Raw genomic sequence first — 24302 nt, 5'->3', positions numbered from 1 at the left:
GTCACGCCGTGGCGGGGGCTCCCTGCATCATGGATCCATGCGCGCTGCCCGGCTGATCAAGATGGTGCTCCTGCTCCAGTCCCGGCCCTCCATGACCGCGGGCGAACTGGCCCGGGAGCTCGAAGTGTCCGAGCGGACCATCACCCGGGACGCCCAGGCGCTCTCCGAGGCCGGGGTCCCGGTGTACGCGGACCGGGGCAGAAGCGGCGGCTACCGGCTGATCGGCGGCTACCGCACCCGGCTGACCGGGCTGGCGCGCGGCGAGGCCGAGGCGCTGTTCCTCTCCGGAGTGCCGGGCGCGCTGCGGGAGATGGGGCTCGACGATGTCTCGTCGGCGGCCCGGCTGAAGGTGTCGGCGGCGCTGCTGCCGTCGCTGCGGGACGCCTCGGACTCGGCGGCGCAGCGTTTCCATCTGGACGCGCCGGGCTGGTACCAGGAGCCGGAGACGCCCGAGCTGCTGCCGGTGCTCGCCGAGGCGGTCTGGGGCGACCGGCTGGTCGCGGCGCGCTACCGGCGCCAGGACGCCGAGGTGGAACGGGAGCTGGCCCCGTACGGGCTCGTGCTCAAGGCCGGTGTCTGGTACGTCTGTGCCTGTTCCCAGGGGTCCTTCCGGGTCTACCGGGTGGACCGGTTCGCCTCGGCCGAGACCTTGCAGGAACGTTTTCCCAGGGATGAGTCCTTCGATCTCCCCGGGTTCTGGGAGGAGCGCGCCGCGGAGTTCGCCCGCTCGCTGCTGCGTACGGAGGTCGTGATCCGGCTCTCGCCGGACGGCGCCCGCCTGCTGCCGTACACCGTCGACCGCGCGGCCGCCCGCGAGGCGCTCGCCACGGCGGACCCGCCGGACGACCAGGGTCTGCTCACGCTCGCGCTGCCGGTGGAGTCGGAGGACGTGGCGTACTCCCAACTGCTCACGCTCGGCCCGGACGTGGAGATCCTGCGGCCGGCCACCCTGCGCGACCGCTTCGCCGAGGCTTCGCGCCGGATGCGGACGCTGTACGAGTGACCGGGCCACCGCCCCGCGCCGCCCCACCCGAACACCCGGCAACGAAACGGCTCACAATCCGTGGCTCCGCGTGCGCCGCCCTCCCGTAAGCACGATGCTTGACCCGTGATGGACGAGACGGAGTTCTGGGAGATCGTCGACAGCACCCGCGAGGCCGCCGAGGGCGACCCCGAGGACCAGGCCGATCAGCTGGTCGAGCGGCTGCTCCAGCTCGATCCCGAATCCGTACTGGACTTCTCGCGCCACTTCGAGTCGCGTTACAACCGCGCGTACCGCTGGGACCTTTGGGGCGCCGCCGCCGTACTGCTCGGCGGCGTCAGCGACGACGCCTTCGACTACTTCCGCTGCTGGCTCATCGGCCAGGGCCGCGAGATCTTCGAGGGCGCGCTGCACGAACCGGACGCGCTGGCCGAACTGCTGGACGCGTTCGACCCGGACATCGACGGGGACGGCGAGGAGCTGGGATACGCGGCGGACGAGGCGTACGAACAGCTGACCGGCGTGGTGGCGCCCGCCCTGGGCATCGCCTCGCAGCCGGCCGAGCCGGAGGGCACACCGCTGGACTTCGAGGACGAGACGGCGCTCGCGGAGCGGTTCCCCCGGCTCTCGGATCGCTTCGGCGGCGCGTAGGGCCTTGCTCAGTCCCTCAGCGAGATCCCCATCAGCACGTCGTCCACGTACACGCCGTCGAGCAAGAACTCCCCGGGCAGAATCCCCTCGACGACATACCCCTCCGCCTCGTACAGCGCGCGGGCCGGCGCGTTGTGCCCCAGCACGCGCAGCGTCAGCCGGCGTGCGCCCTGGTTGCGCGCGTGCAGCGCCGCCGCGCGCAGCAGTGCGCGGCCCACACCGCGCCCGCGCGCCCACTCATGGACCGCGAGCCCCTGGATCTGCCGTACATGCGCGTTGCTGGCGAGCGGCGTGGGCCGCACCACGCGTATGTAGCCGGCGATCCGCTCGTCATCGACCTCGGCGACCAGAAAGTCCTCGGGCCGGTGCCGCTCGTCGAAGAACGGAGCGTACGGCGGCTCCGGCCTCGGCGACACGGCGTGCAGCGACGACCAGGCCGCCCGGTCGAGCTCGCCCAGGACGCCGTCATCGGCGGGGAGTGCGGGACGTATCTGTGCGTCGGACATGGCGCAACTGTGCCATGGGGCGTCCCGGGGGCAGGATGGGGCCCATGAGGATCGCGATCACCGGTTCCACCGGGCTCATCGGTACGGCACTCACCCGCTCCCTGCGCGCCGACGGCCACGAGGTGGTCCGCCTGGTGCGGCACCCCGTCCGGACGGCCGACGAGGTCGAGTGGGACCCGCTGCGGCAACGGGTCGACGGCCACCGCCTCAACGGCTGCGAGGCCGTCGTCCATCTCGCCGGAGCCGGCATCGGCGACCGCCGCTGGACCGAGGCGTACAAGAAGGAACTCCGCGACAGCCGGATCCTCGGCACCGCCGCGATCGCGGAGGCCGTCGCCACGCTCGACCAGCCGCCCCGGGTACTGGTGTGCGGATCCGCCATCGGGTTCTACGGCGACACCGGCGACCGCGAGGTGGACGAGAGCGCGCCTCCGGGCGACGGGTTCCTGCCCTCGCTCTGCGTCGACTGGGAGGAGGCGGCCCTGGCGGCGGAAGAGGCGGGCGTACGAACGGTGTTCGCGCGCACGGGCCTCGTGGTCGCCCGCGCGGGCGGGTCCTGGGGCCGGCTCTTCCCACTGTTCCGCGCGGGCCTGGGCGGACGGCTCGGCTCGGGCCGCCAGTACTGGAGCTTCATCGCCCTGCACGACGAGGTGGCGGCGCTGCGGCATCTGATCGACACGGAAGCCCTGGAGGGCCCGGTGAACCTCACCGCGCCGGAACCGGTCACGAACCGCGAGATCACGACGGCGATGGGCCGGGTCCTGCACCGCCCGACACCGTTCCCGGTCCCGGCGGTGGCGCTGCGGGTGGCGCTGGGCGAGCTGTCGGCGGAGGTGCTGGGCAGCCAACGGGTGCTGCCGAAGAGGCTGCTGGAGTCGGGCTTCAGGTTCGCGTTCCCGACGATTGAGGAGGCGATTCGTGTGGCGTAGGCGGTGCGGGTCCTCCCGGGGGGGCGTGGGCCGGTCGTCTTTGGCCGGGGCCGGTGGTGCGGTGCGGGTTGTCGCCGGGGTGCGCTCCGGGGCTCGCGCCCGGGACGGCATGATTTACGGCGCGCAGCTGCCCAAGGTCTAGACACGGGCGTTCGCGCGCCACAAATCACGCTTTAGTGTCCCGGACACGACCCCTGCGCGCCCCCCTTCACCGCCCGCACAAGCGACCCGGCCGTGCCCGGGGCGTACGAACCGTCCCGCACCGGCCCCCAACCCCGGCCGGGGCGCGCGCTGGTGGGGGCCCACCGGCGGGAGGGGGCCGGGGTCGGAGGAGGTGCGTGTCCGGACGTAAAGCGTCGCAGCTCGCGCGAAGCGCGGTGACCACGCGACGGAGTCGCACATCGATCGCAGCGCAGTCCGGACACGCACCTCCGGAGGCCCCGGCCCCCGGAACCACAACGCACCCCGCGCAACGCCTCCCGCCGGACAGCGCAGCGCCCCCCATGCACCCGTGAACCCCCACACGCGCGGACACCCCCCGCCCCCTCCCTCCCTACCCTCGACCCAACCGCGCCGACCTCGGGGAGGGGCACGTGCTCAGCACCGCACTCAGCACCGCGCACCACGCAGACGTCGTCATCATCGGAGCCGGCCTCGCGGGTCTGGCCGCGGCTCATCATCTGACCAGCGCCGGGGTGAGAGTCAGCGTCCTGGAGGCCGCCCCCCACGTCGGCGGTCGCATGGCCACCGACCGGGTCGACGGCTTCCGGCTCGACCGGGGCGGACGGCTGCTCACCATCTCGTATCCGGAGCTGCTCCGCACACCGGGCCTGGAGGGCGCCGCCCTGCGGATGTTCTCGCCGGGGGTGGTCGTGCACAGCGAGGGGCGGAACTACCGGACCGGGGCCGTAGGGAGCGCGCGGAGCGCACTGACCGTGGCACGCGCCCTGGCGAGCGCCCCCCGCCCGCCGCTCGGCGGCGCGGTCGACCAGGCCCGGCTCGGCGCGGCCCTCGGCCGCCTCGCGGCGACGCCGACCGCCCGGCTCCTCGCCCGCCCCGAACGCACCGCGCTGGAGGCCCTGTCGGTCCGCGGTCTGCCCGTACGTACGGTCAACGGCTTCGTCCGCCCGCTGCTGTCCGCGCTGCTCTGCGACCCGGACCTGACCACGTCGAGCCGGTGCGCGGACCTCGCGCTGCGCGCGTTCGCCCGGGGCAGGCTGTGTGTCACCGCGGGTGGGTCCTCCGTACTGCCCGAACTGCTGGCGCGGACGCTGCCGGAGGGCACGGTCCGTACGGATGTGTGTGTCACGGACGCGTCGATATCCGGCGTCACCACCAAGGAGCACGGCGAGATCAGCTGCCGCTCGCTCGTGGTGGCGACCGGCGCGCGGGCCGCGGCCGAGCTGCTGCCGGGGCTGCGGGTGCCGGACTTCCATCCGGTGACGGTGCTGCACCACACCGCGCCGGTAGCCCCGTTGACCGATCCGGCCCTGCTGCTGGACGCCGACCGGAGCGGACCGGTGGCGCATACGGCCGTGATGAGCGCGGTCGATCCCGCGCGCGCGCCGGAGGGCCGTGTGCTGGTCTCGTCGACGGTGCTCGGGCCGCCTCCCCCGGCCGCCGTGCTCGACCGTACGGTCCGCGCGCAGCTCGCGCGGCTCTACGGGACGCCGACCGGTGACTGGGAGCTGCTGGCCGTCCATCACGACCCGGAGGCGGTGCCCGCGATGCCTCCGCCGCACGATCCGCGGCGCCCGGTACGGCTGTTGTCGGGGCTGTACGTGTGCGGCGACCACCGCGATACGAACACGGTCCAGGGCGCGCTGTTCTCGGGCCGCCGCGCCGCCCACGCGATCCTGCGCGACCTGGGCGTACGCCCCGCGTACGAACCGGCGCGGCTGCCGGCGGTGGCGTGACGCGGGCCGACCGCGAGGCTCCGGTCCCGTCCGGGCGTCGAGTCACCTCGGACGGGACCGGCTCAACTCCAGGCGGACGCGGTCCTGTTCAGCCCAGCGCCGCGACCCGGTCGCGGTAGTTCCGTACGGCCGCCGCGTCCCGGTACGGCTCCAGCCGCCGTTCGAAGTCGCGTACGTACTCCACCGCCCGCGCCGACCTCATCTCGGTGGCCTGCCGCGCCGCCTCCGCGCCCAGCAGGCACGCCTGGTCCAGCTCGCCGAGGCCCAGACGTCCGCAGGCGAGCACGACACGGCAGAAGAGGCGGCTGCGCGCGAACGCCGGGGAGCGCAGCTGGAGCGAGCGTTCGGCGTGCTGCACGGCGGCGCGGTACTGCTGGAGGTCGCGGTGGCAGTGCCCGAACTCGTCGGCGAGCTGCGCCTCGTCGAAGAAGCGCGCCCAGTGCGGTACGTCGTCGCCGGGGCGCGCGGTCTCCAGGGCGCGTTCGGCCCGTACGAGCGAGGCCGTACAGGCCCGTACCTCATTGAGGACGCCGTGTCCCCGGGCCTCGGCGGAGTGCAGCAGCGCCTGGACGACCGGGGGCGCGGACGCGCCGATGCCCTGCTGGGCGACGCGGGCCAGCTGGACGGCTTCCCTGCCGTGGCCGAGGTAGACCGCCTGGCGGCTCATGGTGGTCAGTACGTACGAGCCGTAGACCCGGTCGCCCGCCGCCTGGGAGAGCCGCAGGGCCTGGACGAAGTAGCGCTGGGCCAGGCCGTGCGCGGCGATGTCGTACGAGGTCCAGCCCGCGAGCCGGGTCAGGTCGGCCGCCGCGGCGAAGAGTCTGCGCCCGGTGGTCTCCCCGTACTGGCCGCGCAGCATCGGCTCGGCCTCGTGCTCCAGATAGCGGACGAGCGCCTGCCGGGCGTGGCCGCCGCCGTAGGCGTGGTCGAGGGTGCGGAAGAGGTCACCGACCGAGCGCAGGGCCTCGATGTCCCCGGCGGTGACGCGCTGGCCGGCCGCGCGTTCGGTGCGCTGCCGGGGAACGGCGGGGGACGCCGACTTCCCCTGGGTGGGCACGCGGGAGCCGTTCTGCGGGGCGGCGGCGGGGTGGGCCACCCGTTCGTCGGGGCGTCCGATCAGCCAGTCGCGGCTGGGGACGACCAGCCCGGCCGGGGTGAACGCGATCTTGCGCAGTTCGCTGTGGCTGCCGGAGTCCTTGCGCCAGAGTCCGCCGACGATATCGACGGCTTCCTCGGGGGTGGAGGCGAATTCGAGGCCCGCGTAGACGGGGGCGCAGGCGTCCAGGCCGAGATCCTGGGCGGAGAGCCGGCGGCCGAGACGGCGGGTGAAGACCTCGGCGATCAGTGCGGGGGTGGTGCCGCGTGGTTGCTGTCCGCGCAGCCAGCGCGTCACCGACGTCTTGTCGTACCGCAGATCGAGGCCGTGTTCCAGACCGAGCTGATCCACCCGGCGGGCGAGACCTGCGTGGGAGAAACCGGCTTCTGAGATGAGCGCGGCGAGCTGGCGGTTGGGGATGCGCTGCGGAGGTCGTTCCGACATCAGCTGTACGGTCTCCTGCCTTCCGGGCCCGGGGAGCAGCCCTCATGGAACGGCGCGAATTTAGTAGCAGTGACCGGTTTCACCGGCCCGTTCGCCCCATATTCATTCGTTCGTGTGAGGATCGATGGCGTTGCTGACAAGCGGCCGGCGGTGGTGTGGCGGAGGCCCGGCGGGAGATGCCCAGAACCACCTGCCCGGTTCGTCGCCGGGGGCCCGCCGTACAGTGGCGAGGGCGCGATACGTGCACGGTGAAGGTTCTGAAGGAGGCACTGCCGTGAGTGAGCTGCGGTACATCCGCCTGGGGTTCGGCGCGGAATCCGTCGAGTACCAGGAGGCATGGCAGGAGCAGCGCCGGGTACACGCGGCCCGCTTCGCGGACGAGATCCCCGACACCTGTCTGCTGCTGGAGCACCCGCCGGTCTATACGGCCGGGCGGCGTACGACGGACAGTGAACGTCCCCTGGACGGCACCCCGGTCGTCGATGTGGACCGCGGCGGGAAGATCACCTGGCACGGCCCCGGACAGCTGGTGGGCTACCCGATCCTGAAACTGCCGCGCCCGGTGGATGTCGTGGCGCATGTGCGCCGGCTCGAAGAGGCCCTGATCCGTACGGCGGCCGAGTTCGGCCTGGAGACCTCGCGGGTCGAGGGCCGCAGCGGGGTGTGGGTGCTCGGGGATCCGGTGGCGGAGCGGCCGGCGGTGGGCGGGCTCTCGCTGGACTTCGATCCCCGGGTGGCGGACGAGGAGTTCGACCCGCGGCTGAACGGACCGGAGTACGCGCCGTCCAACGCGGGCCAGCGCCGGGAGGACCGCAAGCTGGCGGCGATCGGTATCCGGGTCGCCAAGGGCGTGACCATGCACGGCTTCTCGTTCAATGTGAACCCGGACAACACCTGGTTCGACCGGATCGTGCCGTGCGGGATCCGCGACGCGGGCGTCACCTCACTGGCGTACGAGCTGGGCCGGGACATCACGGTCGAGGAGGTCGTCCCGGTGGTGGAGAGACATCTGCGGGACGTACTGGAGCACGCGGAGCCGCGCCCGCGCGAGATCGAGCGCGCGAGCGCCTGAGGCCGCGAGCGCCTGGGGATCGGGCTCGCCCCTGGGCCGACCGGGGGAATGTGACCCTCTGGCCACGGGTTGGCCAGACGTAATGCCACGCAAATATCGGGCGTAACCTGGTGTTCGCCGAAGAATCGAATGCCGCGCCAGCAGAGAGAGGTGCCGGACGTGTCCGCTGTCGCACCCGACGGACGCAAGATGCTGCGCCTGGAGGTCCGGAACAGCCAGACCCCCATCGAGCGCAAGCCCGAGTGGATCAAGACCCGGGCGAAAATGGGTCCCGAGTACAAGCAGCTGCAGAACCTCGTGAAGAGCGAGGGGCTGCACACGGTCTGCCAGGAGGCGGGCTGTCCGAACATCTTCGAGTGCTGGGAGGACCGCGAGGCGACCTTCCTCATCGGCGGTGACCAGTGCACCCGGCGTTGTGACTTCTGTCAGATCGACACGGGCAAGCCGGAGGCGCTGGACCGCGACGAGCCGCGCCGCGTGGGTGAGTCCGTCGTCACGATGGACCTGAACTACGCCACGATCACCGGCGTCGCGCGCGACGACCTGGAGGACGGCGGCGCCTGGCTGTACGCGGAGACCGTGCGCCAGATCCACGCGCAGACGGCGGGGCGCGAGAGCGGCGCCACCAAGGTCGAGCTGCTCGTCCCGGACTTCAACGCCGTACCGGAGCAGCTGGCCGAGGTCTTCTCCTCCCGGCCCGAGGTGCTCGCGCACAATGTCGAGACGGTGCCGCGGATCTTCAAGCGGATCCGCCCCGGATTCCGGTACGAGCGCTCCCTCGAAGTGATCACGCGTGCCCGTGAGGCGGGCCTGATCACCAAGTCCAATCTGATCCTGGGGATGGGCGAGGAGCGCGCCGAGGTCAGCGAGGCGCTGCGGCAGCTGCACGAGGCGGGCTGCGAGTTGATCACGATCACGCAGTATCTGCGGCCGTCCGTACGACACCATCCGGTCGAACGGTGGGTAAAGCCGCATGAGTTCGTGGAGCTGAAGGACGAGGCCGAGGAGATCGGCTTCTCGGGTGTGATGTCGGGACCGCTGGTGCGGTCGTCGTACCGCGCGGGCCGGCTGTTCCAGCAGGCGATGGAACGGCGCGGCGCGGCGGTCACCGCCCAGGCCTGATAAGGGATTCCGGCCCCCGCCGGGCTGTGTGAATCCGAGCACAAGTGGCTACCCGACAGTAGAGACGAGGCGGCGCGCGGTCCGTACTTCCCCGCAGGTCATGGGGGCGTACGGGCCGCGCCGGTGTTTCCGGAGGCGGTCCGGGGGCGCGTCAGGGTTTCATTCGCGTTTGACCGGTCGGTCACGCACTGGTAACACCAGTGAGTGACCCTGAATGCACGTTCCGCGTACAGGTGTCCGCGTCTTCGCCTCTACGTTCACGTTCACCTTCACCGTTCCTGAAGGGACCGCCGCCATGCAGGTCGCGCCGGTACGACCCGTCTCCGAAGTCGTGGCGACAGCCACCCCCCGCACCGGCATGGTGCTGCCCTCCGTCTCCTCCGCGCTGCGCGCCGTGGAGTCCCTGCTCCTGAGCGGCGGCCAGCGCACGGCGCGCCGCAACGCCTGGACGGCCGTGCTGGAGGACCGCCGCAGGGCCAAGGACCGGGTCGAGGCGGAGCATGTGCTGGAGGCGGTGTCGGAGGCCACTTCCCACGCCACGTAAACTTCTGGGCATGGCGAGGAAGGAAAACGCAGACACTGCTGCGAACCCGGGGCGACTGAAGCAGATCGCCCTTACCTACAAGATGACCCGGCGGGCCGACTCGAAGGTCGGTCTTGTCGTCGCGGGTGTGGGAATCGTCACCTTCGGTGTCTTCCTCGCGGTCGGCTTCTTGATCAACCACCCCATCTATCTGGGCATCCTGGGCTTCATCCTGGCGTTCCTCGCGATGGCGATCGTCTTCGGCCGCCGCGCCGAGCGCGCCGCCTTCGGACAGATGGAGGGCCAGCCGGGGGCGGCTGCGGCCGTCCTGGAGAACGTCGGACGCGGCTGGACCACCACGCCCGCGGTGGCGATGAACCGCAACCAGGACGTCGTCCACCGGGCCGTCGGCAAGGCGGGCATCGTGCTGGTGGGCGAGGGCAACCCGAACCGGGTGAAGGGGCTGCTGGCGGCCGAGAAGAAGCGGATGGCGCGCATCGTGGTGGACGTGCCGGTGCACGACATCATCGTCGGTGACGGCGAGGGCCAGGTGCCGCTGAAGAAGGTCCGTACGACGATGCTGAAGCTGCCCCGGGTGCTGGCGGGCCCGCAGGTGACGGCGGCCAACGACCGGCTGCGGGCGATGGGCGACCTGATGAGCAACATGCCGCTGCCGAAGGGGCCGATGCCGAAGGGCATGCGGATGCCGCGGGGCGGCGGAAAGCCGCGCTGATCGCCACGTACACGTTCAGCCACGTACACGTTCAAGAGGGCGGTCCGGAACGCGAGTTCCGGACCGCCCTCTCTATTGAATTGCTCGTTTACCGGGCCCTAGATCCGCACCTGCACGGCGCGGGCGAGGCGGTCGTGGAGGCCGCGTGCGTCGCGGTCCCAGATCAGCGCGGGGATGGCCAGGCAGAGCAGCACGCTGCGCACGAGCGCGCGGCCGAAGCCGATCCGCTCGCCGCTCTCGGTGATGACCCGCAGGCCGAAGAGGCGCTTGCCGGGGGTGAAGCCGACCGTACCGAGGGTGAGCACGCTGAGTACGAGAAGGACGCCGAGGGCCCAGTTGCCCGATGCCTGCCAGTCACGCCCGGCGAGCAGCCCGTATGCGATCAGCATGCAGAGGGCCCAGTCGACGAGGAGGGCCCCGAAGCGCCGGCCGAGCGGGGCGACGGAGCCCGGTCCGTGCTCCGGCAGACCGAGCCGCTCACCCCGGTAGCCGAAGTCGACGCCCATGTCCTCGGCCGCCGCGCGCGGTCCGGAGAGCCACGATCCGATTGCTTGCCTGTTGTCCACCCGTCCACGGTACTGGGACCCGTTTCCGGGCTCGGGGACGGGGGTACGCGGACGCCGGCGGAGCCGTCGTACGCCCCGGCGCGCACCCGGGCTGGTTAACTTCGGCGAAACAAATGGGTCATGCTGGAGAAATCCCGGAAACCTATGGTCGGGTCCAGCGTGTGCCACCGCACTGGCCGCACGACCGATAACCCCCGCCCCTCCCCGGGACGGGAGGAGGAGGAGCTGGATGTTCCAGAACGCCGACGACGCCAAGAAATTCATCGCGGACGAGGACGTCAAGTTCGTCGACGTCCGTTTCTGCGACCTTCCTGGCGTGATGCAGCACTTCACGATCCCGGCGAAGGCGTTCGACCCGGCCGAGGAGCTGGCCTTCGACGGCTCGTCGATCCGCGGCTTCCAGGCCATCCACGAGTCGGACATGGCGCTGCGCGCGGACCTGTCGACGGCCCGGGTGGACCCCTTCCGCCGTGACAAGACGCTGAACATCAACTTCTTCATCCACGACCCGATCACGGGCGAGCAGTACAGCCGCGACCCGCGCAACATCGCCAAGAAGGCCGAGGCGTACCTCGCCTCCACCGGCATCGCGGACACCGCGTACTTCGGCCCGGAGGCCGAGTTCTACGTCTTCGACAGCGTGCGTTTCAACACCACCGCGAACGAGGGCTTCTACCACATCGACTCCGAGGCCGGCGCCTGGAACACCGGTGCGATCGAGGACAACCGCGGCTACAAGGTCCGCTACAAGGGCGGCTACTTCCCGGCCCCGCCGGTCGACCACTTCGCCGACCTGCGTGCCGAGATCTCCCTGGAGCTGGAGGCGTCCGGCCTCCAGGTCGAGCGCCAGCACCACGAGGTCGGCACGGCCGGCCAGGCGGAGATCAACTACAAGTTCAACACGCTGCTCGCCGCGGCCGACGACCTGATGCTCTTCAAGTACATCGTGAAGAACGTCGCCTGGCGCAACGGCAAGACCGCGACCTTCATGCCCAAGCCGATCTTCGGTGACAACGGCTCCGGCATGCACGTCCACCAGTCCCTGTGGCAGGGCGGCACCCCGCTCTTCTACGACGAGCAGGGCTACGCGGGCCTCTCGGACACCGCCCGCTACTACATCGGCGGCATCCTCAAGCACGCCCCGTCACTGCTGGCATTCACCAACCCGACGGTGAACTCGTACCACCGCCTGGTCCCCGGCTTCGAGGCCCCGGTCAACCTGGTCTACTCGCAGCGCAACCGCTCGGCGGCGATGCGCATCCCGATCACGGGCTCGAACCCGAAGGCCAAGCGCGTCGAATTCCGCGCCCCGGACCCGTCCTCCAACCCGTACCTGGCCTTCTCGGCCCTCCTCCTCGCGGGCCTGGACGGCATCAAGAACAAGATCGAGCCGGCCGAGCCGATCGACAAGGACCTCTACGAACTCGCCCCCGAGGAGCACGCGGGCGTCCCTCAGGTCCCGACGTCCCTCCCCGCGGTCCTGGAGGCCCTGGAGGCGGACAACGAGTACCTGCAGGCCGGCGGGGTCTTCACCGCGGACCTGATCGAGACGTGGATCGACTACAAGCGCACGAAGGAAATCGCCCCGATCCAACTGCGCCCGCACCCGCACGAGTTCGAGCTGTACTTCGACATCTAAAGAGCGAGGTCGGGCGCCCCGGACTGAGGTCCTGTAAACAGGCTGTGACCTGTGAAAACTCTTCTCAGTAGTTCTCACTGTCACCGCTTGCTTTCCGCCCCCTTGTGCACCGAGTGTGCACCGCCGATCAATCCTCTGACTAGGGCCGCTACCCCATAGCCGGGCTAGCGGCCTTCGTCGGCTCGTCCAGGCTCTTTCTGCGGCGTCAGCCTTCTTCGTCTCACAGTAATGGGCCGGGTCAGTGGCCTGCGGGGATCTTCCCCGTGGGACGGTGACCCGGCCCTTTCCTCTTGGGCGGCGGTTTCCATCAGGTGTCCTGCGGACTGCTCGGACAGTTGGACTTCCACCCCTCTACGGTCAGCCCTTCCTGCCGCGGGCTGCTGAGAGCTTGTAACACAATCTTGCTCATCGTTGCCGATACGGCATGACCGATGTGACGATTCGTCCGCAACGAGCCGTGGATCGTTGACGACGAGCTGTGGGCTCGTATCGAGCCGCTGCTGCCTGCCTGGCCGGGGCAGTCACCGGCCCCGCGCCCTGTGGACGACCGGCGCTGCCCTTAGGGCATCGCCCCGCACCGCATACTCCTGGCCGAGTTAAACGCGCGGCCGGGCAGATCGACTGGACGCACGCCTGAGTGGATGCCTCCCACATGCGCGCGAAAAAGGGGGAGAGGCCACTCGACCGCCGCAAGACAGGCAGCAAGCACCACCTGATCAGCGATGGCGGCGGCATTCCCTTCCACGTGATCACCACCGCGGCCAACGTCAACAACGTCACGCAGACCCTCACCCGGCTTGTCGTAAGGGCTGACTGTTGTTGATCGTCGCGGTATGCCGGTTATATGAGGTATCCGCAGGTGGGGGTCTGACGGCGCAGAGGCAAGCATTCCGCGAGCGGGTCCGGATGGAAGCAGTCGGGATGTCCACTGCCGGGCGGGGCAGTACGGAGATCGCGAAGGAGTTACGGGCCAGCGTCCGGTCTGTGCAGCGGTGGCGGGAGGCCGGCGAGGACACGGTTCGTTTCCATGGCCCGGCGTCCCGGCCGAAACTGAGCGAGGCACTGTTCGCCGTGCTCATGGAGGAGTTGGCCAAAGGCCCGGTCGCTCATGGCTGGCCGGATCAACGATGGACCCTGGCCCGCATCAAGACGCTGATCGGTCGGCGGTTCCACAAGAGCATGACGCTGTCGGGCATCTCGCAGATGCTGCGGCGGCACGGCTGGAGTCATCAGGTTCCTGCCCGTCGGGCCGTCGAGCATAACGAGGCGGCCGTGGCCGGCTGGGTGAAGGAGGTGTGGCCGCACCTTGAACCACCGCGGCGGCGCTCGGGGCCTGGATCCTCTTCGAGGACGCGGCCAGGTTCTCGATGACGTCGCCGACCTCCCGCACCTGGAGCGGGCGCGGATCCACCCCGGTCATCCGGGTCCGCGGCCGTTCCCAGCGCCGCTTCTCCATAGCCGCCCTGTGCTGCTACAAGCCCGGCGAACGATCCCGCCTGATCTACCGGCCCAAACGGCATACCGATCACAAGAGTGGCGGCCCGCAAGAGCTTCGCCTGGATCGAGTACCGAGACCTCCTCATCGCCGCCCACCAGCAGCTCAACGAACCAATCGTCCTCATCAGAGGACAACTTGAAGGTCCACAAAGACCGCCGCATGCGGGCCTTCATCGACGCGCACGACTGGGGCAACGCCTATCACCTACCGTCCTACGCACCCGATCTCAACCCCGTCGAAGGCACATCGTCGGTCCTCCGCCGGACCACCCAGGGAAACACCGCCTTCACCGGCCCCGACCACCTCATCCGACGAATACGACATAGCCTCCGCCAGATCCAGTACCGCAGCGGCGTCATCGACGGATGCCTCACCGCGACTGGACTCACACTGACGACACCACGCTTACACCCTCAGTAGCCGCACAAACGCCGCATCATGCCGGTCATCTCCCGCCGGGACGAGCCCGACATCATCGGCCTCGGCAAGCTGCGCTACGTCGTCGAGCAGGCCTTCGCCCAACTCCACCAGTTCAAGCGTCTTGCCGTCCACTGGGGACGATGCCTCAACCTCCACAACGCCTTCGTTTCACTCGCCTGCGGACTCATCTACTGGCGACGCCTCAATCGACGGGCACCGTGATCGTGTTACGAGTTCCAAGCAGGCCCCACCTTGCCGACTTGAGGCATCGAAGGTGTTCAAATAGCACTTCATTGATCAAAGTTGATCACTTATGATCAAAAGTGGGAAGTTCGGGTATCGATGACCTTAGGATCAGAGGATGACTATCTCTATTGCAGAGCCTGAGGAGCCAGAGGGGAATCTCGTCTGGCGAATCGTCAAGGTAACTCCTGAAATTGCCGAAACTTTTCTGTCCCGAGCTTCGGTCAATAGGCGCCTGAACACGGGCCACGTCAGAGCCCTGGCGGATACTATTCTCCGTGGCGAATGGAAGTTGACTCATCAAGGGATTGCCTTCGACAAGGCCGGCGCCCTTCTCGACGGCCAGCATCGTCTCCAGGCGATTATCGAGGCCAACACCCCTGTAGAAATGGTCGTTTTCGACGGGCTATCAAAAGACGTTTTCTCGGTTCTCGACACAGGAAGGCGTCGAAGTGCGGCGGATACGTTGTTGTCGACCGGCGCGAAGTACCTGCCTCTGCTTTCCTCCACCATCCGTCACGTGATTCTTTTCAAGACAATGCCGAACGAACCCTGGAGCGGTGCCCGGTCTCATGTATCGAACGACCGAATCCTGGCTGCATACAACGAAGATAGAGACAGGTACGGGGAGGCGGTGACCATCGGTCGCGAGCTTTCCAAGCACCTCTTCGCGAGTCCGACGGCGGCGGCAGTGGGGTTTTTCGTGACCAATGAGGTGGCGCCTGCCGCGAATATCGACGAGTGGATCTTGGGTCTCAAGTCAGGCGCGAGTCTAGATCCTGGCGATGCGAGGCTCGCTCTGCGAGAGGTGCCGAAAGACACACAGAAGCGGGGTTCCAAGCGCAGGATGGACATGCGGGACCAGGTGGCAATCTACATCAAGGCATGGAACGCCTGGATGGAGCCGGAGAAGGCTGGAGAATTGCGCCTTCGACGTTTGAGGAAGGGGGAGAATATGCCGATGCCGGTCGAGGTGAAATTCGAGCGCTAGGAACGCGTTGGGAGTTTCAGGAGAGCTTGCTGCGAACAACCACCTTTCCGGCCTCCCCCTGCACGACCACCTCCCGGCCCAGTGACTTGGCAAGCCGCTCGACAAAATCGCGCGAAATTGACCGCGAGGACCCATCTGAGCTCTGCGCTACAATCACTACGCTCTCACCCTCCCAAGAGGAGCGCACAGCCTCCCAGCCGATCTTTGCGAATGAGGACGCGATGAACTTCTCTTCGCTGATCCGGCGAATTTCCCGAGGCGGTCGCCTCGGTGTCCCGTCCGCCCGTAGCCCGTATCTCTCGATCTCTGCCATGCGGTGATCGAGCTGTCGGGCAATGAGGAGAATCTCCTCCGTCATGTCGGCCTCGGATCGCTGCACCGTGTTCGAGAGGTTATCCCTCGACGAAATTTCACTGATGCTCCTCATGTTACTCTCGAACTCCGGCCAACTTCTCTGGAAGGCGCGTTCCAGTCTTTCACGTGGGATTGCCAGGCCGTCCGAGGCGTCATTGATGTCGAAAAGAAGCTTCCGTACATCATCTTTACTATCACCGATTATGGCCTGGAACTGACTGAGAGGACTGATGAGGTCGGTAGTTTTCATGCCGATCAGGAACGGGACGACATAGCCTCCCTCGACCTGCTTAGAAAGGGCCCCGGCCTCAAAGTTGATCCAAGTGGAAGCTTGATTCTCCGGAGTTATGCAGATGATCCCAAAATTTGTTTCGGAAAGCTCGTCGGTAATCTCTCGAACCCCCCTCCTCCCTGCGGAAATGTCCAGACTCGAGAACCAGGGGTTGATGTATTGAAGGACGTCCGGCAACCAGGACCACAGGACTTCAGCGGTCTTCTTAGAGCGCTCTCCGGACCAGCTCAGAAATACCTTGATGACGGTCTCCTTCAATTTTGGTCAGCGTGCCGATTGATCGAATCCGGATCGACCGGCCTCACGTGCCGCCGTGAGCAGGAGTGCCTGTTCCGCCTTGAGTGATCCGTACGAATCACGGACGTAGGACAGGAACCTTTTTCCCGGATGGCGAATCAGGGTGGATTTGCTTGGGCCGGCTCCGTCCCAGTCCGCCAAAAGGGCGTCATAAGTCGCTGCGTGCGCGCAAAACTCCAGGACCACGGGCGGCATTTCTCCCTCGATAATCAGGTCACCACGAGCGGTGATAATCTCCCGTATCTTCTGGGCCGTCGGAGCGAATACCGCTTCTACCCACGTGCGCCAACGTTCCTCCTCCAGTTCCGACAGCGACATCCCGACCGGGCCCACACCAATGGGTAGAATGTGGCGTCTGTAGTACTCACTCCACGCCTTCTCGTTCGTTTCCGTGAGAACGAGAAGTGGGCCGTAGAGGTCTTTTAATTGACTGCTCACCCGGTCGATTCGCGCTTCCCGCAGAGATCTGCGAGTCTCTCCTTGATGGTTCAGCCAGTAGGCCATGACGGCAACCAGGATGCTGGCACAGGCCGTTACCATTGCTACGATCATCGGAATCTCCATGGCGCCGCTTCGTGTGGTATTGAAGCACGGCGCAGGACGATCTCGCCACCTTTCGAGCAGTGATACTCCTTGCCTTTAAAGTGACAGTCGCGAATAGTCAGTCGATAATATTTTCGACTGATACTGTGATGATTCCATTTGCCGCGATGATGGTTGCATGGTGCGCAAAGTCTTTCACGTCACCCCAATGGGCTTGTAACGCGATCACGTGATGGCCTTCTTGAGGCGTTGTCAGTACGTTGTCACTAGATGAGTGTGCAGCCCTGTGAGACGAGGGCGTCATGGAGGCCGAGACGGCGTTCCCAACGGACGGCGAGGCGCTTAAATTCTTGCAGGAGTGCGAAGGTCTGCTCGGCGACGTAGCGGAGCTTGCCCAGGCCGTGGATGTCGGGTGCACCTCGTCGGGAGATGACTGGCAGGATGCTGCGGTGCCGCAGCCTGCGGCGGACCGGTTTGCTGTTGTAGCCCTTGTCGCCGAGGAGGGTCTCGGGGGTGCGTTCACGGGTGGCGAACACGGTTGGCAACCCAGGGGAAGCCGTCGACCAGGGACATGGTCTCGGTGACGTCGTAGACGTTCGCCGCGGTGGTGACGAACTTCAATGGGATTCCGTTGCCGTCACTGATCAGGTGGTGCTTACCGCCGGTCTTGCGGCGGTTAACACATGACAGGCCCGTCGCGGCGCCCCCTATTTCGCGCGCACGTGGGAGGCGTCCACGCACACGCGGCTCCAGTCCAGTTCAGCAGCCGCGTTCAGCCGCGACAGAAGTATCCGGTGCAGCTGCTCGAACAGGCACGCGTCCTGCCGACGCTCCAGGCGTCGCCAGGAGGTCTGGCAAAAGCCGAAGCCCACCTCCAACGGCAGCTGCTGCCAAGGGATCCCGGTGTGGAGCACGAACAGCACTCCCGGCAGGCACAGACGATCCGGCACCGGCCGAGGACCGGGCGACCCGCTCCTATCACGACGGCAAAACCGACTTGACCACCGTCCACAACTCGTCGTCCACGATCCACGGCTCCACGTTCACGCCCACGTGAACGGCCCCAGCGCCAGACCGGCTACGGCCGAACACCACCGCGCCACAAGATTGTGTTATGAGCTCTAACAGGCCAGGAAGGGAACCCTGGTGGAGTACGAGCGGGTGTGCTTACTTCCAGCCGTCGAGGGATACCTGGCGGCCACCAGCCAGGTAGTGGTGGAGGGCACTGGAGGTGGTCTCCACAAATTCCTTGGGGATGGCGTCGGCATCGACCCAGCGGACCTGGGAGTGTTTTCGAGGCTCGCGGTTCTCGGGTTCGCCGGTCCAGTCGTGGGCGGCGAAGACGACCGTGAGGAAGCCGTTGGGGGCTTCGACACCCCAAGCTCCGTGGATGACGTGAGCGACCTTGAGGGACTCGGGCTTCACCGTCAGGCCGGTCTCCTCGTACAGCTCGCGGACGGCCGTCTCCGTGATTGGCTCGCCCGGCTCGCTCTTGCCGACAGGGAGGTCCCACATTCCCTGGGCGAACTTCGCGTTCTCGCTGCGTTGGAGAAGGACCACGCGGTTGGTGGCCTTGTCGTGGACGATGACCGCGGCTACCAGCAGGGTCATCGATTCGAGCGCTGGCTTGAGAGCCTTCGGCTGGTCGTCGGTCTGCTGGGTCACGGGTTTCCCTTCGTCGGACGGGTTGTTGGGCATGTTAGGCGAGGGCTTCGCGGGCGCGGCGGGCGAGATCGGCGGCGCCGGGTACCTTGCGCCGCTGGTAGACCGCGAGGGTGGAGCGGATCGACGTGATCGCCTTGCGGGTGCGGTCGGAGGTCATGCCCTCCATGAGGGTCAGTGCCTGGGACCAGGCCGCTACGGCCTCGTCGGCGCGGGCCTGGGCGGCGAGGCTGTCGCCTAGGTCGGCGTGGGTGAGGGCGTGGACGCGTTTGTACTTCTGGGGGTCCCAGCGGGTGAGGGCGTCCCGGTGTTGCTGTTCGGTGCCGACGTGGTCGGCAAGGTCGGTCAGGGTGCGGGCGGTGTGGCTGGCTACGGTGCCGGCGGCGGGGCCGCCGACATGGGAGTAGCTGGGTTGAGGGCCATCCTCCCGTAGGAGCGCGTCTTCGGCGGCGAGCAGGGCACGTGCGGCCAGAGGGTTCTCGTTGATGGCGGCGTAAGCGCGGGCGTGGGTGATGTGGAGTAGCGCTTCAGTCTGGCCGTCGATGTGGCCGACGCCTTGGGCGAGGGCGGCTTCGGCGAGGTCGACGCAGTGGTGGGGCTGCTTGAGGCTGAGGGCTTGGTGGGCGAGGGCGCGCATCATCCAGGCGGCGTGGCCATGGGGGTCGGCTTCGCAGGCGAGCTGGTAGCCCACCTGGTAGTAGCGCTGGGCGGCACCCTCTTGACCCAGGTCGTGGTGCTTCCACCCTGCGAGGTAGGCGAGTTCGGCGACCGCGCCGAAGGCTGCCCGGCGTAAGGCTTCGCTGGGGAAGCGTCCACGCAGCATGGGTGCGGCGGTGTCGGCGAGGTAGGCGGTGACGGTGGTCAGGCCATGACCGCCGCCGAGGCGTTCGTCGGCGGCGCTGAAGGCCGTGGTGATCTGTCGTACGACGTCCACGTCCTCCACGCCGATCATGGATGCGCCGGTGCGGGCGCGGAGCATGCGAGTGGTGGCCTCGTGGTCATAGCCGAGAGGCATCGCGACGCCAGCCGTGGTGAAGACCGCGATGGCGAGGAAGCGACGGCGCTCGACGTCGGCGCGTCCGAGGTCGGTGACGGCGAGAACGGGATCGGATTCCGCCGGCTCTTCGGCGTCGGCTGCGCGGAGACCGATCTCGGTCTGGGTGACCGTGCGTCCCGCTCGGCGGGACAGTGACTCGGCAAGGTACTGGCCCACTTGCCCGGAAGGCGCACGGGTGCCGTTCACCCAGTGCGAGATGGCCGACTTGTTGGTCTGGAGGATCTCGCCGTTCTCGGCGGCGATACGCCGCACGTCCCTGGCGAGGGCTTCGTAGGTGCAGTCGACCGCGTCGATGACGTCGCGCAGACGTGAGTTGGGGTCTCTCTGCGCCACCACGATTGCCTCCACTCCGGAGCTGTAAACCGCGTATACCGCCTCAACTGCCTTCCACCGTACCCACTGAACGTAACCGCCTGTTCACTTAACAGTAGCCGCCCGGAACGGCGCGACCGTGATCCAGGCTCCCCTTGGTCCGGGCGGCTCCTCGAAAATTCGTACGCCCACACCGGGCTCGGGCATTCCTGTGACCGGACCCGGCCGATCAGAGACGGAGACACGGTGACCACCATCGACATCACGGCCATCACGGTCGAGCTGCCCGAGGCGTTCGACCCGCGCTGGAGCCGCCTGCCCGGCATCCAGGTCGACGGCCGGCGCATCACGATCAACCCGGCCGAGTACTTCTTCCGCTTCGAGTCCAACACCTGGCTCGTCGCCGACTGGGAGCTGGTCAAGTCCCAGCTCCTCGGTGTGGACGAGACGACCGAGAGCGCGGTCGAGCAGCTCGCGCTCGACTTCATCAAGAACCACGGCGAGTCCACCTCGGACGCCGCCCGCGTGCTGACCACCGCGTACGAGGCGTACGCGTACCTCTTCCGCGAGGAGCACCTCGCCAGCCTCGCCCTCGCCCAGATCACCGCCGACCACCTGCGGATGCTCCGCGAGGCGGCCACGCTCATGGCGCTCAACAAGGTCGAGCTGGACGGGCACATCTCCAACGTCGGCCCGTGCTGGTTCTTCCCCGCCGCCACCTCCGTCGTCTTCGACCTGGACGATGAGATGGGCGGGATGCTCGACGACGTTTACCACGGCGGCTGGTTCAACGAGCATCGCCGCATCGAGTCGGTCAAGGCCCACGCTGCGCTCGGAGGGCGGCTCGTGCACGGCTGCCAGTCCGTGCCGGACCAGTCCGGCGGCGTCGTCGCGCCCTACGGTGCCTCGATGGCGAACTTCCGAGACGACCTCGCCGCGTTCAAGGCGGGCTGGACCGAGCAGGTCTACGCCCACCGCGTGAACCCCGCCTCGTAACCCGCCAACCGATCAGACTCCGGGGCGGGCCGGCATCTCTCGCCCGCCCTGGACGCCTCCGACCGACCGGAGTCCCCATGAGCTCGAATCCCAGCGCCGAACTCCTCGACAACCTGCTCACCGTGGCTGGCCAGTCCACCGCCGTACGGGAGGAGGTGCGCGTGTGGTCCATGTCCGGAGTCGAGCGTGTGACGTTCCCCGACGGCACCACGGCCATCTTCAAGTACGCCAAGAGGCCGTTCGACAGCGAGGACCAGGCCCTCCGCCTGGCCCACACCCTCGGCGTTCCCGTCCCCCAGGTCCACGCTTCCGCTGTTCTGCATGGCTGGCTCGGCATGCTCATGGAGGACCTTGGACCGTCCGTCCGCGAGGCCGACGACCTCGACGGCGTCGCTGCGGCGGTGGTCCTGCACGGCACCCGTACGGCTCCCCCCTTGCCCGTCCTCAACCAGGAGCGGCTACGCATGCTGCCGGCCCGGGCGCTGGAGCATCTCGAACGGCTGCGCGAGGCCGACCGGTGGCAGGACGCCGAGGACATCGAGAATGCACTTGACCGGATCGCCCAGGCCGCCGACGCCCGCTCGGCCGGAGCGGTGATGGCGCCCTTCGGCTGGGTGCACTCCGAGTTCCACCCCACCAGCCTCCACATCGGTAAGCACGGCTGGCGGCTGCTCGACTTCGCCCGCGCCTTCACCGGCCCCGGCCTGCTCGACCTCGCCAGCTGGCACGGCACCATCAAGCCTCCCCACCCTGTGCGCCTGCGCGTCTTCCTGGAGCAGTACGTCACCGCCGGCGGCACCCCCGACACCCTCACTCCGCGCGGCGGGCTCACCGCCGAGAACTGGGCCCTGGGCTGGCACCGCATGTGGGCCGTCGAGTGGTTCATGGAGCAGTCCATCCGCTGGATCAACGACCCGGCCACCGACCCCGCCTACATCAAGGCCGTGCGCCGCCACCTCACCGACGTCCTCCACCTCCTGGAGATCTGACGTGCTCGCCCAGGCTTCCCCTTGGCACGCCCACGCCCTCCAGCGCACCGCCGCCGGACTCGTCGAACCTCTGCCCGTACCTGCCGGGATGGAGTGGACCACCCGACCCGACCAAGGCCCTGGGGCCGACATCCTGGGTCCTGACCTGCGCGGCAAGAGACTTCTCGAACTTGGCTGCGGCCCCGGCCACAACGCCGCTCAGCTCGCCACCCGCCACGGGGCTCACGTCACCGGCGTCGACCTGGTTGGCCTCCAGGTTCGACGCGCCCGCTCCCACTACGGACGGCTGAACAACCTCACCTTCATCGCCGGACACGCCCTGCACTACCTGCACGCCTCCGACGAGCAGTTCGACGCGATCTACTCCGTCTTCGGCGCCGTCGGCCTCGTCGCCCCCGAGCTCCTGCTCCCGGCCATCGCCCAGCGCCTCACGCCCGGCCGGGTGCTCGCCTTCTCCGTCCCGCACCCGCAGCGAGGCGGCCGAAACCCCTCGGGCGACGACCGTCCCCGCCGCGACTACGTCACCCTTCCCGACCGTACCCGGCTCCCTATCGCCCGCTGGGAGTTCTCCACCGACCGGTGGGAGAAGCACCTCAACCAGGCGAGTTTCCGCCTCACCTCGGCCCAGGAGTTCTACGACTCCCGCATGGGTCACTGGCCCACCACCCTGCTGATCAGCGCTCAAGCTCTGACAGCCATCCGCCCGGCTTCCCCTGGAGGAACCGATGCGTCCGCCCTACCTGCTCCTTGACATCGACGGTGTCCTCATCCCCTTCCCCGACCCGGACGGCTCGACCCCGGCCATCCACGCCCGCCACGACGTTGTCCCCACCGGGCACAGCGCCGACAACCCAGTCACCGTCTGGCTCGACCCCGCCCACGGCTGCCTGCTCATGGACGTGATCCGTACCGGCCTGGTCACCTCCGTCTGGTGCACCAGCTGGCGCCAGGACGCCACCACCCTGATCGGGCCCCTCCTCGGCCTCCCGCCCCTGCCGCACATCGACCTGCCGCGCCCCCAGATCACCACCAGCCACCCCAACGGCTACCTGTGGAAGCGCGACCACGTCGACGCCTGGCTGGGCGACGCCCCCGCTGTGTGGATCGACGACGACTTCACCAGCCTCGACAACGCCTGGGCCGCAGAGCGCACCACCCGTGGCGCGGCGACTCTCCTGATCCAACCTGACCCCCGTGTCGGGCTCCAGGCTGAACACCTGGCCGCGGCCCGGGCGTGGGCGGGGCGGCTGCTCGACGTGCGGACTGGTGCGACCGCTGCTCCGGGCGGAACCGAAGCAGCCTGACGCGTACCCGGGGTCAGAAGAGCCACGACGTGTGGCTAGGGCGACGTGCCACTGGCCGTAGGTTGTGGCCAACCAAGTCGAGTATTTCGTCTGAGGGCCGCCGCCCAGCTCCGAGGTGGCGGCCTTCGCCGTATGGGCCCGTACGAGAAGCGAGCGAAGCTACGCCGCTTGCGGCTCAGGGATGCGCCAGGTGATCTGGAACCGCTCGGCGTCGGGAAGTCCTAGTGGGCTTACCGGACTGATCTGCTTGATCAGATAGCCGAAGACCATGTGATGCGCCTCCTCAGACACCTCATCCCAGGTGTCCGGAGTCACGACCATGACCTCGCGCATCAAGCTCAGGTCCGACTCGTTCTCCAGCATCTCCGCCCGGTCGTCTCGGTCCATCGTCTCGTCGGCGCGCATGGCGCGGATCGACTCCGGGAGGAGATTCGGCTCGCGGCCCAGCCGCCGGAGAATCTCTTGGCAGCCGTACCGAAAGGCCGCGTAGGCCTCCATAGCCTCCCGGTCGGGATTGCGGTAGCCGTACGGCGCGCCCTCCTCCACCCCGACATAGTCGCCCTTCAGCATGTGGAGCAGGACCCGCAGCACGTGCTCCGCGCCCTCCGCCTCAATGTGTTTCACCATCAGCCGGATCCAATCGTCCTCCGCCAGTAGCGGCTCGTGCGGAACGGCCAGCGACGGGTGGATCTCGATGGCGTTGAAGGGGTTGATCAAGATGCCCATGACCTGCTCCGGCGTCCATTTGCCGTCCTCACCGCCCCAGCCGCCGTTGACAAGTTCCTGGAACGACTTCAGCCCGCCGGACTCCCCCTCGGCGATCGCGCGCCACAGTGGCAGAAACCTGGCTGCCTCGGACTTCTCGTCACGGGGCGGGCTGCACAGCCCTGCCAGGACTACGACGATGTCGTGGACGGTTTCCCAGCGCGGTACCCGGATCCCACTGACGGCAGAGCGCACGGTCTCATGGCTGGCGTCCGACAACTGGTCAGTGCGGCTGCGGATGAGCGTGCTTACTTTCCGGAAACTCAACCGGCCCGCAGCACGGTGCAACTCTTGCAGCGCCGCGACCAGCTCCCGGTGGGAACCAGTTGCCTGAGATGTGGTGCGGGACGCGGCCAAGGCGCTTCCTCCTTGCTCACGGTGTCAAGTTCCGTCAACACGA

The 24302-nt window shown here is 68.1% G+C and carries 24 protein-coding genes and 3 pseudogenes; 17 read left to right on the top strand and 10 right to left on the bottom strand.

The window, feature by feature from the left end:
• Positions 1 to 37: 37 nt before the first annotated feature.
• Together ACFRKB_RS22605 and ACFRKB_RS22600 are read left to right on the top strand one after the other, a co-directional pair.
• On the top strand, positions 38 to 1003 hold the full coding sequence (locus ACFRKB_RS22605) for a helix-turn-helix transcriptional regulator (protein WP_383108082.1): 966 nt from the start codon (positions 38 to 40) through the stop codon (positions 1001 to 1003).
• Positions 1004 to 1111: 108 nt separating this feature from the next.
• Positions 1112 to 1633 carry a DUF4240 domain-containing protein gene (locus ACFRKB_RS22600; RefSeq protein ID WP_383108145.1) on the top strand — a complete coding sequence of 174 codons (522 nt, stop codon included), beginning with the start codon at positions 1112 to 1114 and terminating at the stop codon, positions 1631 to 1633.
• Positions 1634 to 1641: 8 nt separating this feature from the next.
• On the opposite strand, the gene ACFRKB_RS22595 is transcribed toward ACFRKB_RS22600, so the two are convergent.
• Positions 1642 to 2139: a GNAT family N-acetyltransferase gene (locus ACFRKB_RS22595; protein ID WP_383108080.1), complete on the bottom strand. Its 498-nt coding sequence runs from the start codon at positions 2137 to 2139 to the stop codon at positions 1642 to 1644.
• 35 nt (positions 2140 to 2174) lie between these two features.
• Between ACFRKB_RS22595 and ACFRKB_RS22590 the strand changes: the two genes are divergently transcribed.
• On the top strand, positions 2175 to 3068 hold the full coding sequence (locus tag ACFRKB_RS22590; protein ID WP_383108078.1) for a TIGR01777 family oxidoreductase: 894 nt from the start codon (positions 2175 to 2177) through the stop codon (positions 3066 to 3068).
• A 593-nt stretch (positions 3069 to 3661) separates the two neighbouring features.
• Entirely contained in the window at positions 3662 to 4984 is a 1323-nt protein-coding gene (locus ACFRKB_RS22585) for an NAD(P)/FAD-dependent oxidoreductase (RefSeq protein ID WP_383108077.1), read from the top strand.
• Positions 4985 to 5072: 88 nt separating this feature from the next.
• Here the strand turns inward: ACFRKB_RS22585 and ACFRKB_RS22580 are convergent, their stop codons facing one another.
• On the bottom strand, positions 5073 to 6524 hold the full coding sequence (locus ACFRKB_RS22580; RefSeq protein ID WP_383108075.1) for a regulator: 1452 nt from the start codon (positions 6522 to 6524) through the stop codon (positions 5073 to 5075).
• 274 nt (positions 6525 to 6798) lie between these two features.
• Between ACFRKB_RS22580 and lipB the strand changes: the two genes are divergently transcribed.
• The 4 genes from lipB (at position 6799) to ACFRKB_RS22560 (ending at position 9974) form a co-directional block, all read left to right on the top strand.
• Complete coding sequence (gene lipB, locus ACFRKB_RS22575; protein WP_383108073.1) at positions 6799 to 7596, top strand: lipoyl(octanoyl) transferase LipB; 798 nt, start codon at positions 6799 to 6801, stop codon at positions 7594 to 7596.
• Between the two features lie 159 nt (positions 7597 to 7755).
• The gene (lipA, locus tag ACFRKB_RS22570; RefSeq protein ID WP_383108071.1) at positions 7756 to 8718 is read left to right on the top strand and encodes a lipoyl synthase; all 963 of its coding nucleotides are present in this window, start codon (positions 7756 to 7758) and stop codon (positions 8716 to 8718) included.
• Between the two features lie 295 nt (positions 8719 to 9013).
• Positions 9014 to 9262: an SCO2195 family GlnR-regulated protein gene (locus ACFRKB_RS22565; RefSeq protein ID WP_437108978.1), complete on the top strand. Its 249-nt coding sequence runs from the start codon at positions 9014 to 9016 to the stop codon at positions 9260 to 9262.
• A gap of 10 nt (positions 9263 to 9272) precedes the next feature.
• The gene (locus ACFRKB_RS22560; protein ID WP_365970858.1) at positions 9273 to 9974 is read left to right on the top strand and encodes a DUF4191 domain-containing protein; all 702 of its coding nucleotides are present in this window, start codon (positions 9273 to 9275) and stop codon (positions 9972 to 9974) included.
• Positions 9975 to 10072: 98 nt separating this feature from the next.
• Here the strand turns inward: ACFRKB_RS22560 and ACFRKB_RS22555 are convergent, their stop codons facing one another.
• The gene (locus ACFRKB_RS22555) at positions 10073 to 10540 is read right to left on the bottom strand and encodes an RDD family protein (protein WP_037728005.1); all 468 of its coding nucleotides are present in this window, start codon (positions 10538 to 10540) and stop codon (positions 10073 to 10075) included.
• A gap of 229 nt (positions 10541 to 10769) precedes the next feature.
• Between ACFRKB_RS22555 and glnA the strand changes: the two genes are divergently transcribed.
• The 5 genes and pseudogenes from glnA to ACFRKB_RS22525 all read left to right on the top strand — a co-directional run bounded on the left by glnA (position 10770) and on the right by ACFRKB_RS22525 (position 15331).
• Positions 10770 to 12179 carry a type I glutamate--ammonia ligase gene (gene glnA, locus ACFRKB_RS22550; RefSeq protein WP_383108070.1) on the top strand — a complete coding sequence of 470 codons (1410 nt, stop codon included), beginning with the start codon at positions 10770 to 10772 and terminating at the stop codon, positions 12177 to 12179.
• 652 nt (positions 12180 to 12831) lie between these two features.
• The gene (locus ACFRKB_RS22545) at positions 12832 to 13002 is read left to right on the top strand and encodes a hypothetical protein (protein ID WP_383108068.1); all 171 of its coding nucleotides are present in this window, start codon (positions 12832 to 12834) and stop codon (positions 13000 to 13002) included.
• A 21-nt stretch (positions 13003 to 13023) separates the two neighbouring features.
• Positions 13024 to 14097, top strand: a pseudogene (locus tag ACFRKB_RS38955) (IS630 family transposase).
• Between the two features lie 18 nt (positions 14098 to 14115).
• The gene (locus tag ACFRKB_RS22530; protein WP_383108065.1) at positions 14116 to 14319 is read left to right on the top strand and encodes a hypothetical protein; all 204 of its coding nucleotides are present in this window, start codon (positions 14116 to 14118) and stop codon (positions 14317 to 14319) included.
• Between the two features lie 139 nt (positions 14320 to 14458).
• The gene (locus ACFRKB_RS22525) at positions 14459 to 15331 is read left to right on the top strand and encodes a hypothetical protein (RefSeq protein WP_383108063.1); all 873 of its coding nucleotides are present in this window, start codon (positions 14459 to 14461) and stop codon (positions 15329 to 15331) included.
• 16 nt (positions 15332 to 15347) lie between these two features.
• On the opposite strand, the gene ACFRKB_RS22520 is transcribed toward ACFRKB_RS22525, so the two are convergent.
• The 6 genes and pseudogenes from ACFRKB_RS22520 to ACFRKB_RS22495 all read right to left on the bottom strand — a co-directional run bounded on the left by ACFRKB_RS22520 (position 15348) and on the right by ACFRKB_RS22495 (position 19872).
• Positions 15348 to 16235: a TIR domain-containing protein gene (locus tag ACFRKB_RS22520; protein WP_383108062.1), complete on the bottom strand. Its 888-nt coding sequence runs from the start codon at positions 16233 to 16235 to the stop codon at positions 15348 to 15350.
• Positions 16236 to 16241: 6 nt separating this feature from the next.
• Positions 16242 to 16826 (bottom strand): hypothetical protein, encoded by a 585-nt coding sequence (locus ACFRKB_RS22515; RefSeq protein WP_383108060.1) that lies wholly within the window; start codon positions 16824 to 16826, stop codon positions 16242 to 16244.
• Between the two features lie 257 nt (positions 16827 to 17083).
• A complete protein-coding gene (locus tag ACFRKB_RS22510; protein ID WP_383108058.1) occupies positions 17084 to 17353 on the bottom strand; it encodes a transposase in 270 nt (89 codons plus the stop codon).
• Positions 17354 to 17524: 171 nt separating this feature from the next.
• Positions 17525 to 17779: pseudogene (locus tag ACFRKB_RS22505) on the bottom strand (transposase); the annotation flags it as partial.
• A gap of 205 nt (positions 17780 to 17984) precedes the next feature.
• On the bottom strand, positions 17985 to 18515 hold the full coding sequence (locus ACFRKB_RS22500) for an NUDIX domain-containing protein (protein ID WP_383108056.1): 531 nt from the start codon (positions 18513 to 18515) through the stop codon (positions 17985 to 17987).
• Between the two features lies 1 nt (position 18516).
• A complete protein-coding gene (locus ACFRKB_RS22495) occupies positions 18517 to 19872 on the bottom strand; it encodes a tetratricopeptide repeat protein (RefSeq protein WP_383108055.1) in 1356 nt (451 codons plus the stop codon).
• A gap of 222 nt (positions 19873 to 20094) precedes the next feature.
• On the opposite strand from ACFRKB_RS22495, the gene ACFRKB_RS22490 reads away from it, so the two are divergent.
• The 4 genes and pseudogenes from ACFRKB_RS22490 to ACFRKB_RS22475 all read left to right on the top strand — a co-directional run bounded on the left by ACFRKB_RS22490 (position 20095) and on the right by ACFRKB_RS22475 (position 23137).
• Positions 20095 to 20844 (top strand): hypothetical protein, encoded by a 750-nt coding sequence (locus ACFRKB_RS22490; protein WP_383108054.1) that lies wholly within the window; start codon positions 20095 to 20097, stop codon positions 20842 to 20844.
• Between the two features lie 77 nt (positions 20845 to 20921).
• Complete coding sequence (locus tag ACFRKB_RS22485) at positions 20922 to 21833, top strand: phosphotransferase family protein (RefSeq protein WP_383108052.1); 912 nt, start codon at positions 20922 to 20924, stop codon at positions 21831 to 21833.
• Between the two features lies 1 nt (position 21834).
• A pseudogene (locus tag ACFRKB_RS22480) lies at positions 21835 to 22524 on the top strand (class I SAM-dependent methyltransferase); the annotation flags it as partial.
• 34 nt (positions 22525 to 22558) lie between these two features.
• Positions 22559 to 23137 (top strand): HAD domain-containing protein, encoded by a 579-nt coding sequence (locus ACFRKB_RS22475; protein ID WP_383108051.1) that lies wholly within the window; start codon positions 22559 to 22561, stop codon positions 23135 to 23137.
• A 159-nt stretch (positions 23138 to 23296) separates the two neighbouring features.
• On the opposite strand, the gene ACFRKB_RS22470 is transcribed toward ACFRKB_RS22475, so the two are convergent.
• A complete protein-coding gene (locus ACFRKB_RS22470; protein WP_383108049.1) occupies positions 23297 to 24259 on the bottom strand; it encodes a hypothetical protein in 963 nt (320 codons plus the stop codon).
• Positions 24260 to 24302: the final 43 nt, after the last annotated feature.

Origin of the sequence: Streptomyces scopuliridis (genome assembly GCF_042790125.1) — a bacterium.
In the GTDB taxonomy this organism is placed as follows: domain Bacteria; phylum Actinomycetota; class Actinomycetes; order Streptomycetales; family Streptomycetaceae; genus Streptomyces; species Streptomyces scopuliridis_A.
This window is presented reverse-complemented; position numbering and strand designations above follow the sequence as displayed.